Source organism: Streptomyces sp. NPDC019531, from assembly GCF_044903305.1.
In the GTDB taxonomy this organism is placed as follows: domain Bacteria; phylum Actinomycetota; class Actinomycetes; order Streptomycetales; family Streptomycetaceae; genus Streptomyces.
The window spans coordinates 132071-147870 of the sequence record NZ_JBJDQL010000004.1; the positions used below are offsets into that span (position 1 = coordinate 132071).

Consider the following 15800-nt stretch of genomic DNA (forward strand, 5'->3'; position numbering starts at 1 on the left):
GGACGGCCCCCTTGTCTCAGTCGAACCAGCGGTCCCTGGCCAGTTCCTCCGTGCGGGTCGGGTCTTCCAGCAGCGCCGCCACCTCGAAGCGCCGCGGCCACTGGCCCGCCGCCCAGGCGAGGCCCGCGGCCACGCCTTCCAGGGTGGACGCGTGGAGGATGCCGTCGTTGGTGAGGCGCCAGTCGATCTCCACGCCGTCGACGACGAGTTCCTCGTGCTCGACGTAGGTGGACGGGGTCCGGGCGCCCAGCAGCACCCGTACCGGCTCCGGTACGTCGTGCTCGGTGCCCTCGGAGTCCACGGAACCCGTCACCGACTCGCTCAGGCGGCGGACCTGGAACAGTTCGGCCAACTCCGCTGCCCGGGACGGCCGTACGGGGAGGAGAGGGACGCCCTCCGTGAACGGGAGCAGGTCCGGTGAGTCGACGACCACCGCGTCGGGCGCGTCCACGACCGCGACCCGGCCGTCGGTCACCGCGCGCAACTCGTCGGGCAGGGTGACCTGTTCGGGGTCCAGGTCGGCCAACGCACCGTAGAGAGCGTGCAGTTGGGCGGACGAAACCGCACGCTCCGGGTCGGCCAGCCGGTCGAGGAGTTCGGCGGCGCCCCCCGGCTCCTCCAGCAGCGCGGCCACCGAGGTCCGCACTCCCAGCGCCCGCAGCACCTGCTCGTCGTCGAACCCGGCCGCGTCGGCCTCGTCGTACAGCCCGCGCAGCAGCGGGTCGCCGCCCGCCGCCAGCAGACCGGCGGGGCGGCGGCCGTCGAGCACCGGGTTTCCGCGCAACCACCAGGCGGTGTACGGCCGCACGACCTCGTGCGTGCCGTCCGGCAGCAGGATGCGGACCTGCTGGGTGAGCGCGTCCCGGAGCGGCGGCTGGGCGAGCAGGGCAAGGGCCTGCGGCCACTTGTCCTCGTCGACCAGGTCGAGATCGCGTACGGCGACCAGCTCGGTGGCGACCGGCGGTACGGGTGTGTCCGGGAACCGGTCGAGGATGTCCTCGCACCACACGTCCACGGCGTCGAGCAGCCCGGCGTCGTCCGGTTCGGCGAAGTCGCCCTCACGCGGCTCCAGTTCGTCCGGGTCCAGGACGACGTCGGTGGCGCGGACCAGGGCGAAGTTGGCGAGCACACCGCAGGCGGCCAGGGGCTGTTCTCCCCACTTGTCCGCCAGCTCGGCGTCCACGAAGGCCAGTTCGTCCTCCCGCATGACCTGTGCGAACGGGCTGCCGGGGAGGACGAGTTCACCGGCCGGCACCGGCTCCCCCTCCTCGTCGGGCAGCGCGAGCGCGCCCAGCCACGGCTCGTCACCGGGCTCAAGACCCGCGTCCCGGACCAGCGCGAGGACGGTGTCGGCCAGTTCCTCGGCGTCCGGGGTGTCCTCCTCCCAGTTCGCGCCCCCGTCGTCGTCCAGGGAGGCGGCCACCGCGGCCCGGACCTGGGGCGTGGTGAGCACCGCGCGCGGGGTCGCGGGCAGCGCGCCGAGCTTCTCAAGGAGCGGGTGGGCGGCGTCCGGGTGGGCGACCTTGAGGCCGAGCCGGGCGAGCGTCTCGGGGTCGGCCAGGGAGCCGTCCGACGTGGGCAGCAGCACCTGCCGGGGCCCGATGGTGGTCCGGCCGTCGGCGAGCGGCACGGGCAGGCCGGAGAGCCGGTCGGGGTCGACGCCCGCGAGGCTGTCGTAGAGCCGCTGCCACCAGGCCGGCTGCTTCACCAGTCCGGCGAGCCGGTCGACGGCGTCGGTCAGCGGGATCCGGGCGACGCCCAACGTCCGCAGTTCCACGCGCCGTTCGAGCCCTGCGGGCAGCAGGGTCGGCAGCACCTCGGCGAGCACCCGCACGGTGTCGGCGCCCGCCCCTTCGACGACCTCGGCCTCGCGGGGGCGCAGGGCCTCGGGCAGTTCCGAGTCGTCGCCGGGCTCAAGCGCGGGAGGGAGGAACGCGGTGCGCGGCAGCCGCTCCAGGATCGCCTGCCGCAGGGCCCCGTCCAGCTCGCCCTTGCCCAGCGGTCCGGGCACGAGCCCGATGATGCCCTCGCTCACCGGCCGCCAGCCGGCGAGGAGTTCGGCGTAGCTGTCCGCCGCGCGCTGCACCAGGAAGTCGGTGAGCGGCCCGGGCGCCGTGTGCCGGCGGGTGGTGTCCAGCGGGAAGGACGCGATGAGCAGCGCGGGGACGCCGAGGGGCTCGTCGCTGGGGGTCGGGGCGTGCACGACGAGGCTGGTGCGGGGGTGCGCCGGGGTGCCGTCGGTGTCGGAGGGCACGGCCCAGGTCAGCGACCAGTGCGGCCGCAGCCGCTCCTCGACGGGCCGGTCGGCGAGCAGTTCGGGGGTGAGCGGCCCGTGCGCGGAGGCCGTTCGCCACCGGGTCGTACCGTCGCGCGAGTCCTCCACGACGGTGAAGACGCCGTCGGTGCGGCGGCTGATCGTCCGGGTCGTGTCCGTCTCGATGACGACCTCTTCGAGCCCGGGCAGGGCGAGCAGGAGGGCGTCGTCGACGGTGTGCAGGAGGCGCTCGGCGAGGTCGGCGGCGGCGGTGTCGCGCAGCGGGAGGATGACCACGGTGTCGTACGGGTCCGGGGCGGTGCCCTCGGCGGCGAACGGCAGCCGCAGCAGCGGCACATGTCCGTCACGCCGCCGGACCTCGTCCCCGAGCCCCGGGCTGTGGCGGGCGGTGTCGGCGGCGAGGTCACGGGCCTCGGCGAGGGACCAGCGGACCCCGCCGTGCCGGCCGACGACGGCGGGCTCGTCGGTGACGGCGAGCACCGCGGCGAAGCCGACACCGAACCGGCCGACCGCGCCGACCGCACCGTCCGGGCCGTCCGCGCCGCTCCGGGGCTCGCGCTTGGCGGAGGCACGGAGGGTGGAGAGGGACTCGACGCCGGCCGCGTCCAGCGGGGCGCCGGTGTTGGCGGCGAACAGGACGCCCTCGCGGAGGGTGAGCCGGAGCCGTCCCGGCACTCCCGCCCGGGCCGCCGCGTCGGCGGCGTTCTGGGCGAGTTCGACGACGAGCCGGTCCCGGTAACCGCCGAGGACCAGGTCCTCCTCGGCGTTGGCGTCCTCCCGGAAACGAGCGGGACTGGTGGCCCAGGCGTCCAGCACACCTCGCCTGAGCCGGGCGGTCCCGAACGGGTCGGCACCCTCGGCGGCGGGCCGCACGAACTTGCTCACGTTGACTCTCCTCATCGGCGTGACGACGAAGGTACCGCGAGGAGGGCAGACCGTAGCTCGGGAGGGTTCGCGGGGGCGAACACGGGCGGGCCGCCGTATGTCGCCACTCCGGAGGAACGTGGTGGGGCAGCCCCTACGAGTGCCCCAGCTCCGCCGCCGCCTCGTCCGGAACCTCCGGCACCGACCCCGAGTCCCGGGCCGGCCGCAGCGGGAACGGGTCCACTCTCGTCTCGTCGATCACCGGAGCCGCCGGCTGGGGCGGCTTCGGCATGACCGCCGCCTCCGAGTGGCCTCCGCAGCCGTACGACAACGACACCACCCGGCCGTCCGCCGGGGCGAACTCGTTGGCGCACAGGCCGAAGGCCTGGCCCAGGGAGCCGCCCAGCGGGACCAGGAAGCCACAGCTGACGCAGGACGCCGGGGCCGCCTGGGCCATCGGGGTCTGCGCGCCGAAGGAGTCCTCCCAGCGGTCGGCGGCGACATGGAGGCCGTAGCGGGACAGGACCCGCGCCCGGCGCATACCCAGTTCCTCGGCGACCGCCGCGATCGAGCCCCGGGACGGGGCCATCGGCAGGTTCGCGGGGGAGCCTTCGGTGACCTCGGCGTCCTCCGCCTCCACCAGCTCGGCCATCTCCTCCGAGACCGGCGCGCTCGGCAGCGGCTCGTCCTCGCCGGAGTACCCCGGCTCCAGACGCAGGTCCTCGGCGTCCGTGGGCAGCAGATCGCCAGGACCCATGTCGCCGGGGCGCAGTCGCTCGCTCCACGGCACCCACTCGGGAGCGAGCAGCGCGTCCGGGCCGGGCAGCAGCACGACCTCGTCCAGGGTGACGACCTTCGCGCGGGACGCCCGCGCGACCGTCACCGCCCAGCGCCAGCCCCGGTACCCGAGCTCCTTGCACTCGAAGAAGTGCGTGACGACCCGGTCACCCTCGGACACCAGGCTCGCGTGCTCACCCACCACGCCGGGCGCGGCGGCCTCCTCGGCGGCGGCGCGGGCGAGGTCGACGGCCTCGGCGCACAGGCGGTCGGGGGTGCGGCTTCGCGTTGTCGCTGCGCTCACAGGTATCGCTTCTCTCCTACGCCGTCACTCGGGTGCGCCGGCCTGAAGGCGGCGGGTGCGGACGGAGCGGACCGCAGGACCGCGTCGACGTCCGCGCCCGATCGCGCTCGGGCGCACCTGCTCCCATCCATTCTGCGGGATGTCCGAGAGGCGCGCGGCCGAGAACGTTCGCCACGGCGCGCTACGCACGCTACCTGTTCGCCGCCGCTCGGCCTACACCGACGTGAGGGTTCGTTGCTCCCAGAGGGCGTTGGGAGGCGCTTCATATGCGTTCATACGCGCGGTAACCGCACTACTCACAGCTTTCTCGGGGCACTATGACGGGGTGGCAGCCGCGAGGACACACCAGGGAGCCACCGGGATCGGTGGCGGGACGGGCCGGATGGCAGGGTCCGTCCGTGCCGTCGGCCGTGCCCTGCACTTCCCGTTCACCGGAACGGCCCGCGGCATCCGCAAGGCGACCCACGCGCACGGGGCGGGCGAGTCGGGCCTCGGCAAGCTGATCGAACTGCACGCCGTCAACGGCGCGGGCGATGTGATGATCACCGTCGCCCTGGCGTCGACCGTCTTCTTCTCGGTCCCGACCGACGAGGCCCGTGGGCGCGTCGCCCTCTACCTCGCGATCACCATGGCGCCCTTCACGGTCCTCGCCCCGGTGATCGGACCGCTCCTCGACCGCCTCCCGCACGGCCGCCGGGCCGCCATGGCGGGCTCCATGCTCGCCCGCGCCCTCCTCGCCCTGATCATCTCCGGCGCCGTCGCCACCGGCAGCCTGGAGCTGTATCCGGCGGCCCTGGGCGTACTGGTGGCCTCCAAGGCGTACGGCGTCGTCAGAAGCGCGGTCGTGCCCCGTCTGCTCCCGCCCCGCTTCTCCCTCGTCAAGGCCAACTCGCGCGTCACCCTCGGCGGGCTCCTCGCCACCGGCATCGCGGCGCCCGTCGGGGCGGGGCTGCAGGCCATCGGGCCGCGCTGGCCGCTCTACGGCGCCTTCGTCATCTTCGTCGCCGGTATGTTCCTGTCCTTCTCCCTGCCGCCGAAGGTCGACTCGGCCAAGGGCGAGGACGTGGCGCTGCTCGCCGCCGACGAGGAACATCTGCACGGGCCGCATCTCAAGCCGGTCAAGCGGCCAGGGCTGCGAACGGTCGGCATCGCCGTCACCCACGCCCTCGGCGCCAACGCCGCGCTGCGCTGGCTCTCCGGCTTCCTCACCTTCTTCCTCGCCTTCCTGCTGCGCGAGCATCCCCTGACCGGGGAGAGCGCGGCGGTCTCGCTGGGCCTGGTTGCCGTGTCGGCGGGCGTGGGCAACGCGCTGGGCACGGCCGTCGGGGCATGGCTGAGATCCAAGGCACCGGAGATCATCATCGTGACGGTGGTGGCGTTCGTGCTGGGCGCGGCGATCACCACCGCGATCTTCTTCGGGGCGTTCCTGGTGGCCTGTCTGGCGGCCGTCGCCGGGTTCTCACAGGCCCTGTCCAAGCTGTCCCTGGACGCGCTGATCCAGCGCGACGTGCCCGAACTGGTCCGCACCTCCGCCTTCGCCCGCTCCGAGACGCTGCTCCAGGTGTCCTGGGTGTTCGGCGGCGCGGTCGGCATCGTGATGCCGCTCAACGGCTACCTCGGCCTCTCCGTGGCCGCCGCGGTCGTCGCCGCGGGCTGGCTGGCCACCGCGAAGGGGCTGCTGAGCTCGGCACGGCAGGGGAGCCCGTCCAAGGCGCGAGTGGCGTAACGCACCCCCTGAGGCACGGCACGCCGTACCCCGCATAAGAGGACCGTAGGACGTGCCCGATAGCCTTCGGCCATGACCACGCTGCAATCCGATGTGCGACGCCGCCGCGCCGTCGCCGCCGCCGGCCTCGTTTCCGCCGGACTGCTCGTCCTGTCGGCCTGCGACAAGCCGACGCCGCGCGTCACCGTCACGGTCGGCTCGACCTCGGTGAGCTCCGACGCCGTCTGTTACGACGACGGCGACGACCTCGGCAAGACGAAGGCCGCCAAGTGCGCCCTGGAGAAGTCGGACGTCAAGACGATCAAGGTCAAGCAGAGCGAGACCCTGCGCGTCGGCGTCGACCCCGAGGTCGCGGACACCGGCTGGGCGCTGTGGATCAACGGCCAGCAGATGACGTACGCCTACAAGAAGACGTACTACTCCTTCGACGGCGTCGACCTCTTCGCCCAGCAGCAGGGCCAGGCCCCGCAGAAGACGCTGTACATCAGCATCGTCGAGCAGGACAAGACGTCCAGCGGCGAGAGCAAGGAGTACAAGGGCGTGTGGAACTTCAAGCTGGAGAACTCCGACTACTGATGCGCATCCTCGTGGCCACCGCCGTCCCAGCCGAACGGGACGCGGTGGCCCGTGCGTTGTCGGGGGAGCCGGTCGACGTCCTCGCCGTGGGCGTCGGGCCCGCGCGGGCCGCCGCCCGTACCGCCGCCGCCCTCGCCGGTACCCCCTACGGCCTCGTCGTCTCCGCCGGAATCGCCGGCGGGTTCCTGCCGGACGCCCCCGTCGGCTCCCTCGTCGTCGCCGACGAGATCACCGCGGCGGACCTGGGGGCCGAGACCGCGGACGGGTTTGTTCCGGTGACCGAACTGGGCTTCGGGACCGTCAGCCACCGTCCTCCGGAAGCACTCGTACGGAAGGTCGCGTCGGCCACCGGGGCGCGGATCGGGGCCGTGCTCACCGTCTCCACGGTGACCGGCACCGCCACCCGGGCCGCCGTTCTGCGCACACGCCACCCCACCGCCCTCGCCGAGGCCATGGAGGGCTTCGGAGTCGCCGAGGCGGCCGCCGCGCGGGACCTGCCGGTGCTGGAGATCCGAGCCGTGTCCAACGCGGTCGGGCCGCGCGACCGGGCCGCTTGGCGCATCGGTGAGGCGCTCGCGGCGCTGACGGAGGGCTTCGGGAAGCTGACGACCGTACTGGAGGGTTGGAGCCCATATGACCGGTGACCTGAAGATCGCTTACTCCCCTTGCCCGAACGACACGTTCGTCTTCGACGCGCTCGCCCATGGCCGGGTGCCGGGGGCGCCCGCGCTGGACGTGACCTTCGCGGACATCGACATCACCAACGGGATGGCGGAGCGCGGTGAGCTCGATGTACTGAAGGTGTCGTACGCCGTGCTGCCGTACGTCCTCGACGAGTACGCGCTGCTGCCGTGCGGGGGTGCGCTGGGGCGGGGGTGCGGGCCGCTGGTGCTCACCCGGGAGGCCGGTCTCGAACTGACCGGTCGCACGGTCGCGGTGCCGTCCGAGAGGTCGACCGCGTATCTGCTGTTCCGGCTGTGGGCCGCGGACGTCCTCAAGGGTGGTGTCGGGGAGATCGTCGTGATGCCGTTCCACGAGATCATGCCGGCCGTGCGGGACGGTCACGTCGACGCGGGCCTTGTGATCCACGAGGCTCGGTTCACGTACCAGAACTACGGGTTGCACAAGCTGGCGGACATGGGGGAGCACTGGGAGTCGACGACGGGGTTGCCGATTCCGTTGGGGGCGATCATCGCGAAGCGGTCGCTGGGAGCGGAGACGTTGTCATCGCTCGCCGAGTCCATCCGTGCGTCCGTGCGGGCCGCTTGGGACGAGCCCGAGGTGTCCCGGCCGTATGTCATGGAGCACGCGCAGGAGATGGATCCCGCGGTTGCCGATCAGCACATTGGTTTGTACGTCAACGAGTTCACCGCGGATCTGGGGGAGGACGGGTATGCGGCGGTTCGGGGGTTGTTGACCCGGGCGGCGGCGGAAGGGCTGGTGCCGGCTTTGTGGCCTGACGCGTTGTCGTTCGTCTGACGCGCCGTCGGGGCTGGTCACCCCGTGCCTCTAGGGGCGCTGGGCCACTGGGCCAGTGACAGCATGCCCAGCACCTTTCGGATGAGGAAACCCGCCAGAGGGAGTTCCACGCACACCGCCAGTGCCGCCGACCACCAGACGTCCGGGGTGCCGAGGGCCAGTGACACGTCGAACCACGCGTCGCAGACCAGCAGGGCACCCGTGGCCACGGCCGCCACGACCACGGCTCGGTGGCGGCGCCAGCCGAGTACCGCCGTGGCGGCCATCGCGAGGACGAGCAGGACGTCGAAACCGACCCAGGTGGTGCGCCACTGACGGACCGTGTAACCGCTGGGCAGCGTGAAGGCCAGCAGGATCGTCCACGGGACGAGGCCCACGGCGCAGACGGTGAGCAGTTCCAGGGTGTGGCGGCGCTGCCGTCCGATCCGCTCCAGCAGTTCGGGGGACGGCTCCTCGGTCCGTATCTCGCTCAACTAAACGTCGAGTTGGTCGGCGACAGCGCGCAGCAGGCCCGCGATCTTCTTGCCGGCGGTCTTCTCGGGGTAGCGGCCGCGCTCCAGCATCGGCGTGATGTTCTCCAGGAGGGTCGTCAAATCCTGGACGATGGAGGCCAGTTCGTCCGGCTTCTTGCGCTGGGCCGCCGCGACCGAGGGTGCGGGTTCCAGGAGGGTCACCGAAAGGGCCTGGTCACCGCGCTGGCCCGCGACCACTCCGAACTCCACCTTCTGCCCGGGCTTCAGCGTCTCGACTCCGGCGGGGAGGACCGAGGAATGGACGAAGACGTCACCGCCGTCGTCACGGGAGAGAAAGCCGAAGCCCTTCTCACTGTTGAACCACTTGACCTTGCCGGTAGGCACGTCTGTCCTCGTCCTCGTACTCGTCGGAAAACTGCTTCGGAAACGCCCAGGAACTGCTCTTGATAGCACTGGGGCGGGTCGTCGGGACCCGCCGGTACCAAGACTATTGGTCTTCAGGCCGGTGACAAGACGTCGCCCGGTTGTTCCTTCGGGCAGGGAACTACCCTGGTCCGGTGCGTGACAAAACCCAAACGAATTCCGCCGTTCCCGGTGACCGACTGATCCGTGCCGGAGCCATCGTGTTCTTCATCGGTGCGCTGGCCACTCTCGTCACCGTGGCCCCGTTCCTGCTCGGAACGACGCCTTTTCCGACGTACATGTTCGGATTGAGCATGCTCATGGCTGTCGGCTTCGTGGTGGCCGGTGCGGGGGTGTTGCAATCAGTCGCGGCGGGAAGGCGTCAGGCGCGGGCCGGACATCAGCAGCCGTCGTAGTCCGAAAACCACTCCTCGAACTCCGTCAGGTCGGTGAGCACCACATCCGCTCCGGCCTCGGTCAGTTCCGCCGCGCTGCACGGTCCGGTGGCCACCGCGACCGAGAGGGCGTCCGCCCGGCGCGCGCCACGGACGTCGCCGACATGGTCGCCGACGTACACGCTCGCGCCGTGCTCGCGCAGTGCGTCCGCCTTCTGCTCGGCCCACAGGTTGCCGATCACCGCGTCCGGTTCCATGCCGAGGTGCTTCACGTGGAGCTTGGCGTTGGGCTCCCACTTGGCCGTGACGACGATGGCCCGCCCGCCGGCCGCCCGTACGGCCCTGATCGCCTCGCGGGCGCCGGGCATCGCGAGGGTGCCGGTGATGGCGTACGACGGGTAGAGCTCGCGGTAGAGGTCCGACATGGCCGGAATCCGGTCCGCCGCGAACCAGTACGCCATCTCCTCCTCCAGCGGCGGCCCGAGCCTCGTGATCACCTGGTCGGCGTCGACGTACGTCCCTGTCCGCTCGGACAGCTCCACCCAGCAGGCGTGGATGCCGGGCCGGGAGTCTATGAGGGTCATGTCGAGATCGAAGCCGACGGTCGGGGCGGGGATGCTTGTAGAGGCCATATGGGCCATTGTGCCCGCGCGAAGAGGCCCGCAGACACCGAGTTTCCGGGGCGGGAGGGGGGCGGCGGGCAGGGGCGGGGGCGAGCAGGACCGCGCGGACCGTCGGGATCACCGGGGCCGCCGGAACCGCCGGCCATCAGGACCACCGGGCCGCTTGAGCCGCCCAGTTCGCCAGAGCCGCCTGGACTACCGGAACCGCCAGGGCCGCCAGGGCCACTGGAGCCGCCGGAACCGCCAAGCGTCGGTCGGATCGGGGTCCCCTCTGGCTACCGTCGCCGTTGCGAGCGCCAGACCAGGAACAGGGCCGAGGCCACTGCCGCGCCGCGGACCACCCACGGCCAGGTCTCGGTGACCGCGTCGTTCATCTGGCCCTCGGCGATGGGGTCGCCCCAGCGGCCCTCAGTGCGGCCCCAGAGCCAGACGAGGCCCGCGGTGAGGGAGAGGCCGGGCAGGAACACGATGGCCCACTTGGTCTCCGCGTCGGTGAGGCGGCGTGAGGCCCAGGCGATGAGCCAGCCGACGACGAGGACAAGCAAGTTGCCGAGCACGGCGCCGGTGACGAGGAGGGCGGCGGCGATCAGGAGGAGGGGGTTGCTCCAGCCCCCGGTGCCGAGGCCTCCGGCACGGGAGAAGGGGCGGCGGCGAACCGGGGTGGGGGCGGCCTCGACGACCGGAGCGGGCGCGGTCTCGGCGGGCCGCTTCAGACGCCACCAGGCCGTACGGGTCTTCGTCGCCGGTGCCTCGACCGCCTTCTCCACGGCCGGTGCCGGCTTCTCCTCCACCTTCTCCTTCGGCGGCGGAGGCTTCAGCAGCTCCGGGATCTCCACTCCGCCGACGAACCCGGGCACGCTGTCGCCCACGCCGAAGGGGCTGCTGTCCACCCGCCACCAGTCGGGCTGCGAGGCGGTGTCGCCGAGCTCGTCCAGGCCGGCCAGGTGGGGCCCGGAGGAGGTCCGGGGCTGCGGCGACGGGTCGGCGGGGCGCGGGTGCGGGATCGCCTTGCGCAGGCCCTTCCGCCGCTGTTCGCCGTCGTCCTGCGACCCCCGGTCCCGCTGTACGGGCATGGAGACGACCGGCGTCTGGGGAGTGCTGCCCGCTGTGGCTCCCGCGGCGGTGACCACCTCGTCGGGGCTGCCCAGCCTGGCGATGATCCGGCGGACCGCGGCGGGCGAGTCCACCGGCGCCTTCGCGCGTCGCCGGTCGATCTCGCCCCGCAGCTCCGAGACGAGCCGCATTCGGGTGGACGACGGCAACTGCCGCTGCTGCGCGACATCGCCGACCCGGCTCAGATACTCGTAGACGACCTGGTCGCTCTCGATACCCACGAAGTCCCCTCCGGGGTTGGCGCGTTCGGTACCCCGTGGCACGACGGTAGCGCAGGCGGATCTCGTCCGGACGCCCCCCGACTGCGCGGGTACGTCCCTCCTGCCCCGCCCCGCCACCCGCTACCGTTGGTCGGATGAGCAACCCGGCCGTACCGCCGCGCTCCCTCGCGGAAGCGCTCCGGGCCAGGGACGACGCGTCCCTGGCCGCGCTGCTGCGTGCCCGCCCCGACCTCATCACCCCCGTGCCCACGGACCTGACGCAGCTCGCGACCCGGGCCGGGACGCGGGCGTCGGTGGTGCGGGCGCTGGAGCGGCTGGACCGTTTCGCGCTGCAGACGGCGGAGGCACTGGCCGTGGCGGCGGACCCGGCGCCGTACGACGAACTGCTGGCGCTGCTGACCGGTGACGCGGGCGACCCGGCGGTCGCGGCGGCGCTCCCCCGCGCCCTCGGGGTGCTGCGGGAGCAGGCCCTGGTCTGGGGCGACGACGACCGGCTGCGGCTGGTCCGTACGGCCCGTGAGCTGCTCGCGCCCTCGCCGCAGCATCCGTCGCCGACGGGTCTTGGGCCGACCGTGCAGGAGGCCACGGCGGGGATGTCGCCGGGCCGGGTCCAGGACATCGTGACGGAGGCGGGCCTCGGTTCGACCCATGACGCGGTGTCGGCGGTGGCGTCGCTGACGGCGCTGTTCACGGACCGGAAGCGGATGTCGGCGCTGCTCGCCGGGCTGCCGGAGGAGTCGCGGGCAGTGCTGGCCCGGCTGGTCTGGGGGCCGCCGTACGGTCAGGTCACCGCCGATCCCGCGGCCCATCTGCGCCGGCTGCTGGACCTGGGGCTGCTGGTGCCGACAGCGCCCGGGACGGTCGTACTGCCGCGGGAGGTGGCCCTGCATCTGCGCGGCGGCCGCGCGCACCGTGAGGTGGAGCCGGTGCCGCCGGCGGTGGAGCCGGCCGCGACGCACCGTCCACAGGTTGTGGACGCGACGGCGGCCGGACAGGCGTACACCGCGCTCGCGACCGTCGAGGAGCTGCTGAAGGACTGGGACGAGGGCGGGCCCGCGGTGCTGCGGGCGGGCGGCCTGAGCGTCCGTGACCTCAAGCGCACGGCGGTCGCCCTGGACGTGGCGGAACCGGTGGCCGCGTTCTGGGTCGAGCTGGCGTACGCGGCGGGCCTGCTGGCCTCCGACGGCGAGGCCGACGAGCGGTACGCGGCCACCCCGGCCCATGACGAGTGGCTGGAGCAGCCCGCGGCACAGCGCTGGGCCCGGCTTGTGGAGGCGTGGCTGACGGCGACGCGGGTGTCCGGGCTGATCGGCGGCCGGGACGCGAAGGACCGCACGCTGTCGACGCTGGGCCCCGGCCTCGACCGCAGCGCCGCTCCAGAGGTACGGCACCGGGTGCTGACGCTGCTGGCGGCCCTGCCGGAGGGCGCGTCACCGTCGACCGGGTCGGTGCTGGCCCGGCTGCGCTGGGAGCGCCCGCTGCGGGGACCCCAGCGGGACGACGACCTGCGGTCACGGCTCGCGGAGTGGACGCTGAAGGAAGCCGAGTTGCTCGGGGTGACGGGGCGGGGGGCACTGTCCGGGCACGGGCGGGCGTTGCTGGGCGCGACCCCGCCGAAAACGCCGGTCAGGGCACCGGAAGGGCCGGGGGACAAGCTTCCCGTGCACCACCGGCCGACGGCACCCGCCGATCCTCTCCCGCTCCCCGAGCCCCTTTCCCCCGCCGAACAGGCCACCGCCTCCGCCGCGGCCGCCCGGCTGCTCGCGCCGTTGCTGCCCGAGCCCCTCGACCACGTCCTGCTCCAGGCCGACCTGACCGCGGTGGCCCCCGGCCCGCTGGAGCGGCCGCTCGCCGAGGTGCTGGGTGTGCTCGCGGACGTGGAGTCGAAGGGCGGCGCGACGGTGTACCGGTTCACGCCCGGGTCGGTGCGCCGCGCCCTGGACGCCGGGCAGTCGGCCTCCGACCTGCACGCCTTCCTCGCCGCGCACGCGCGGACGCCGGTCCCGCAGCCGCTGACGTACCTGATCGACGACGTGGCGCGCAGGCACGGTCATCTGAGGGTCGGCGCGGCCTCGGCGTACGTCCGCTGCGACGACGACGCCCTGCTCAACGAGATCCTCGCCGACAAGCGCGCCGCGGGCCTGCGGCTGCGCCGTCTGGCCCCGACGGTGCTGGCCGCGCAGGCCGATCCGGCGTCACTCCTGGACGGCCTGCGCGCGATGGGCTTCGCCCCGGCCGCCGAGTCCGCGGAGGGCGATGTCCTGATCACCCGCGCGCACGCCCACCGCACCGCACCGCGGACGGCACCCGAACCCGTCCCGGACGGCCCGCCGGTTCCCGACGCGACGCTTCTGTCGGCCGCGATCCGAGCCATCCGCGCGGGTGACCTGGCCTCCACGGCCCCCCGCAAGCCGACCGACCATCCCCCTGTCTCCACCGGCGAACTCCCCCGCACCAGCGCCGCCGAGACCCTCGCCACCATGCAGGCTGCCGTCCTCACCGGCGAGGCCCTGTGGATCGGCTACGTCAACGCCGAGGGCGCCGCCAGTCAGCGCGTCATCGCCCCCATCCGGGTCGAGGGCGGCTTCGTGACGGCGTACGACCACACGGCGGACGAGGTCCGGACGTATCCGCTGCACCGGGTGACGGGGGTGGCGGAGCTCGCGCAGGACTGAACGCGGGCTTAGGGCCTGTTCCAGGTTTCCCGTCTGCCCCGCGACGCCCGGCACGGCTCCCCCACTCTCGGCTTCGCTCGAGCGGGAGGGGCCCCCACCGCCGCACGGCCGAATCATCCAAGTACGTCCAGTACGAGGACGATCCGGCCGCACGCCGAGGCACCGCACCGGACGCCGCAGGGCCCGCCCTTCGGGCGGACGACGGGAAACCTGGAACAGCCCCTAGGTGCCGCTCAGCAGTCCTGGACCACCGGGGCGGTCGTCGTCAGGCCGAAGTGGGTGCGGGCCGCGGTGGTCAGGTCCTCGGGGTCCGTGGTGGTGAGACGGGACTCGGCGAGGAAGCCGAAGGTGTGCCGGGTCCACTCCGCGTAGCCCGCCCCGTCCGGCGGCTCCTCACGGGCCACGACGTGGAAGTCGCCGTCGGCCTCCCGCCGCAGCCGTACGACCTGCGGGAAGTGTGAGCCGCCGCATTCCACGAGGGTGCCGTCGCGTGCGCCGTACTCCAGGCAGTAGGCGTCGATTCCGGCCCGGACGCGGCCCGCGCGCTCCTCCAGTTCCAGGGCCTCGGCCCGGCAGAACCAGCGTGCGCGGAGGGCCGGTGTGTCCGCCCCGGGGCCGTCGCCCTCGGCGTCCGCGGTGAGGCGGGCCTCGATGACGGGGCGTATCTCCGTCCAGAGACGGGCGTCCACACCCGTCGGCCACCTCGCCCAGGCCGCTGTCGCCACCAGTACCACGACCGCGCCCCCGCCGACCGCCCATCTGCTCGCGGACATCCCCATGCGCTTCCCCTCCCACCACCCCGTTCCCGCCCGTTCAGACAGGCGCGGGGCCCTCATGGTTGCCCGGCGTCGCCCTCCGGCCGGGTGAGGGCGCGGCGCATCTCCTCGGTGAAGCGGCGTCCGGCCGGAAGGAGTTCGCCGCTGCCGAGCAGCGTGTCGACGGCGCCGCGGGTGTACCCGTGCCAGGTGGCGTGCTCCCGTTCGGCCCGGGGGTCGGGCGGGGCGGTGTCGCGTTCGGTGCGCCAGAAGTCGCAGACGCCGAGGTGGGCATAGGTCCCCTGGAGGAGCGCGTCCAGCGGCCGGGGGTCGGGACGCCAGGGCGCGTGATAGCGGGCCGGCGACACCGGACCGTGCAGCGGGACCATGTCGAGCAGGGCGCCGAGCTGGATGTGCAGGAACTCGTGGACCAGGGTGAGGGCGAGGAGCACCGGGTCGCCGGGCGGGGACAGGGCGACCGCGCCGAAGGCCCGGCGGGCCGCGGAACTGACCGAGGTGCCGCCGGGTGCGGGGCACAACGGCACCAGAGTGGACAGTCCGGCGGCGACGGCCTCGGCGTGCCAGGGATGGCGACGGACCAGGATCTGCCAGGCGCCGTCCAGCAGTTGCTGCCAGTGACGCACCTCGTCGTCGGTCTGTGTGCCGGCCGGCCGGTGGCCGTGCACGGTGCGGAAGGGGCCGCGGTCGGCCAGCCGCAGACGCAGTACGACGCCGTCGCACTCGGTGGACAGCAGTCGCGGCCCGGACAGGGCGGCCGGTCCGCCGTGGACCAGTTCGCCGAACCAGGTGAGGTCGGGCCGACCACCGCGGGCGTGTTCGGCCAGCGCGCGGGCCAGGCCCTCGTCCAGATAGGGGTGGAGCAGCGTCTCCTGCCAGCCCTGCGGGTCGTCCCCGCGCATCCGGTCAAGGCGTCGGCAGGACGCGTCGAAGGCTGCGTCGGCGGGCAGCGAGCGGCGTACGGCGACCGTCAGCAGCATGCGTTTGCTGAGCTGTCCGCGCCGTAGCCCGGCCACGGCCGGGGCGCCTCCCCGGGCACGGGCGAGGGCGTCGAACACGGCAGGGGCCACGACGTGTGTGGGCGGGGCGGGGGGCACGGAGAGCTCGCTCCTCACGGGTCGGGG

General features: G+C 73.3%; 14 protein-coding genes. 6 read left to right on the forward strand and 8 right to left on the reverse strand.

Annotated features, from left to right (window positions below):
• Positions 1 to 16: 16 nt before the first annotated feature.
• Positions 17 to 3160 (reverse strand): sacsin N-terminal ATP-binding-like domain-containing protein, encoded by a 3144-nt coding sequence (locus tag ACI2L1_RS06860; protein WP_404738250.1) that lies wholly within the window; start codon positions 3158 to 3160, stop codon positions 17 to 19.
• 133 nt (positions 3161 to 3293) lie between these two features.
• The gene (locus ACI2L1_RS06865; protein WP_404738251.1) at positions 3294 to 4220 is read right to left on the reverse strand and encodes a DUF3027 domain-containing protein; all 927 of its coding nucleotides are present in this window, start codon (positions 4218 to 4220) and stop codon (positions 3294 to 3296) included.
• Positions 4221 to 4602: 382 nt separating this feature from the next.
• On the opposite strand from ACI2L1_RS06865, the gene ACI2L1_RS06870 reads away from it, so the two are divergent.
• The 4 genes from ACI2L1_RS06870 to ACI2L1_RS06885 all read left to right on the forward strand — a co-directional run bounded on the left by ACI2L1_RS06870 (position 4603) and on the right by ACI2L1_RS06885 (position 8001).
• A complete protein-coding gene (locus tag ACI2L1_RS06870; protein ID WP_404738252.1) occupies positions 4603 to 5946 on the forward strand; it encodes an MFS transporter in 1344 nt (447 codons plus the stop codon).
• Positions 5947 to 6018: 72 nt separating this feature from the next.
• Positions 6019 to 6522 (forward strand): hypothetical protein, encoded by a 504-nt coding sequence (locus tag ACI2L1_RS06875; protein WP_404738253.1) that lies wholly within the window; start codon positions 6019 to 6021, stop codon positions 6520 to 6522.
• On the forward strand, positions 6522 to 7166 hold the full coding sequence (locus ACI2L1_RS06880) for a futalosine hydrolase (protein WP_404738451.1): 645 nt from the start codon (positions 6522 to 6524) through the stop codon (positions 7164 to 7166). The genes ACI2L1_RS06875 and ACI2L1_RS06880 overlap by 1 nt, the downstream gene beginning before the upstream one ends.
• Positions 7156 to 8001 (forward strand): 1,4-dihydroxy-6-naphthoate synthase, encoded by an 846-nt coding sequence (locus ACI2L1_RS06885; protein WP_404738254.1) that lies wholly within the window; start codon positions 7156 to 7158, stop codon positions 7999 to 8001. Before ACI2L1_RS06880 ends, ACI2L1_RS06885 begins: the two co-directional genes overlap by 11 nt.
• 17 nt (positions 8002 to 8018) lie before the next feature.
• Here the strand turns inward: ACI2L1_RS06885 and ACI2L1_RS06890 are convergent, their stop codons facing one another.
• Together ACI2L1_RS06890 and ACI2L1_RS06895 are read right to left on the reverse strand one after the other, a co-directional pair.
• Positions 8019 to 8474, reverse strand: coding sequence for a hypothetical protein (locus ACI2L1_RS06890; RefSeq protein WP_404738255.1), 456 nt, complete (start codon positions 8472 to 8474; stop codon positions 8019 to 8021).
• Positions 8475 to 8858 (reverse strand): cold-shock protein, encoded by a 384-nt coding sequence (locus ACI2L1_RS06895; protein WP_362664471.1) that lies wholly within the window; start codon positions 8856 to 8858, stop codon positions 8475 to 8477. It abuts the gene before it with no gap.
• Positions 8859 to 9031: 173 nt separating this feature from the next.
• On the opposite strand from ACI2L1_RS06895, the gene ACI2L1_RS06900 reads away from it, so the two are divergent.
• Positions 9032 to 9292 (forward strand): hypothetical protein, encoded by a 261-nt coding sequence (locus ACI2L1_RS06900; protein ID WP_404738256.1) that lies wholly within the window; start codon positions 9032 to 9034, stop codon positions 9290 to 9292.
• Here the strand turns inward: ACI2L1_RS06900 and ACI2L1_RS06905 are convergent.
• Together ACI2L1_RS06905 and ACI2L1_RS06910 are read right to left on the reverse strand one after the other, a co-directional pair.
• Positions 9277 to 9903 carry an HAD family hydrolase gene (locus ACI2L1_RS06905; RefSeq protein ID WP_404738257.1) on the reverse strand — a complete coding sequence of 209 codons (627 nt, stop codon included), beginning with the start codon at positions 9901 to 9903 and terminating at the stop codon, positions 9277 to 9279. The genes ACI2L1_RS06900 and ACI2L1_RS06905 overlap by 16 nt on opposite strands.
• Before the next feature lie 266 nt (positions 9904 to 10169).
• Entirely contained in the window at positions 10170 to 11228 is a 1059-nt protein-coding gene (locus ACI2L1_RS06910) for a hypothetical protein (protein WP_404738452.1), read from the reverse strand.
• Positions 11229 to 11362: 134 nt separating this feature from the next.
• Between ACI2L1_RS06910 and ACI2L1_RS06915 the strand changes: the two genes are divergently transcribed.
• Complete coding sequence (locus ACI2L1_RS06915; RefSeq protein ID WP_404738258.1) at positions 11363 to 13903, forward strand: helicase-associated domain-containing protein; 2541 nt, start codon at positions 11363 to 11365, stop codon at positions 13901 to 13903.
• Positions 13904 to 14136: 233 nt separating this feature from the next.
• On the opposite strand, the gene ACI2L1_RS06920 is transcribed toward ACI2L1_RS06915, so the two are convergent.
• Both ACI2L1_RS06920 and ACI2L1_RS06925 read right to left on the reverse strand, forming a co-directional pair.
• Positions 14137 to 14676, reverse strand: coding sequence for a hypothetical protein (locus ACI2L1_RS06920; RefSeq protein WP_404738259.1), 540 nt, complete (start codon positions 14674 to 14676; stop codon positions 14137 to 14139).
• A 59-nt stretch (positions 14677 to 14735) separates the two neighbouring features.
• Positions 14736 to 15773 carry an aKG-HExxH-type peptide beta-hydroxylase gene (locus tag ACI2L1_RS06925; protein ID WP_404738260.1) on the reverse strand — a complete coding sequence of 346 codons (1038 nt, stop codon included), beginning with the start codon at positions 15771 to 15773 and terminating at the stop codon, positions 14736 to 14738.
• Positions 15774 to 15800 lie beyond the last annotated feature (27 nt).

Excerpts from the sequence above, each read along its gene's own strand:
- ACI2L1_RS06870 (WP_404738252.1), top strand. The coding sequence starts at position 4,603 with ATGGCAGGGTCCGTCCGTGCCGTCGGCCGTGCCCTGCACTTCCCGTTC.
- ACI2L1_RS06880 (WP_404738451.1), top strand. The coding sequence starts at position 6,522 with ATGCGCATCCTCGTGGCCACCGCCGTCCCAGCCGAACGGGACGCGGTG.
- ACI2L1_RS06875 (WP_404738253.1), top strand. The coding sequence starts at position 6,019 with ATGACCACGCTGCAATCCGATGTGCGACGCCGCCGCGCCGTCGCCGCC.
- ACI2L1_RS06920 (WP_404738259.1), bottom strand. The coding sequence starts at position 14,676 with ATGTCCGCGAGCAGATGGGCGGTCGGCGGGGGCGCGGTCGTGGTACTG.
- ACI2L1_RS06915 (WP_404738258.1), top strand. The coding sequence starts at position 11,363 with ATGAGCAACCCGGCCGTACCGCCGCGCTCCCTCGCGGAAGCGCTCCGG.
- ACI2L1_RS06905 (WP_404738257.1), bottom strand. The coding sequence starts at position 9,903 with ATGGCCTCTACAAGCATCCCCGCCCCGACCGTCGGCTTCGATCTCGAC.
- ACI2L1_RS06885 (WP_404738254.1), top strand. The coding sequence starts at position 7,156 with ATGACCGGTGACCTGAAGATCGCTTACTCCCCTTGCCCGAACGACACG.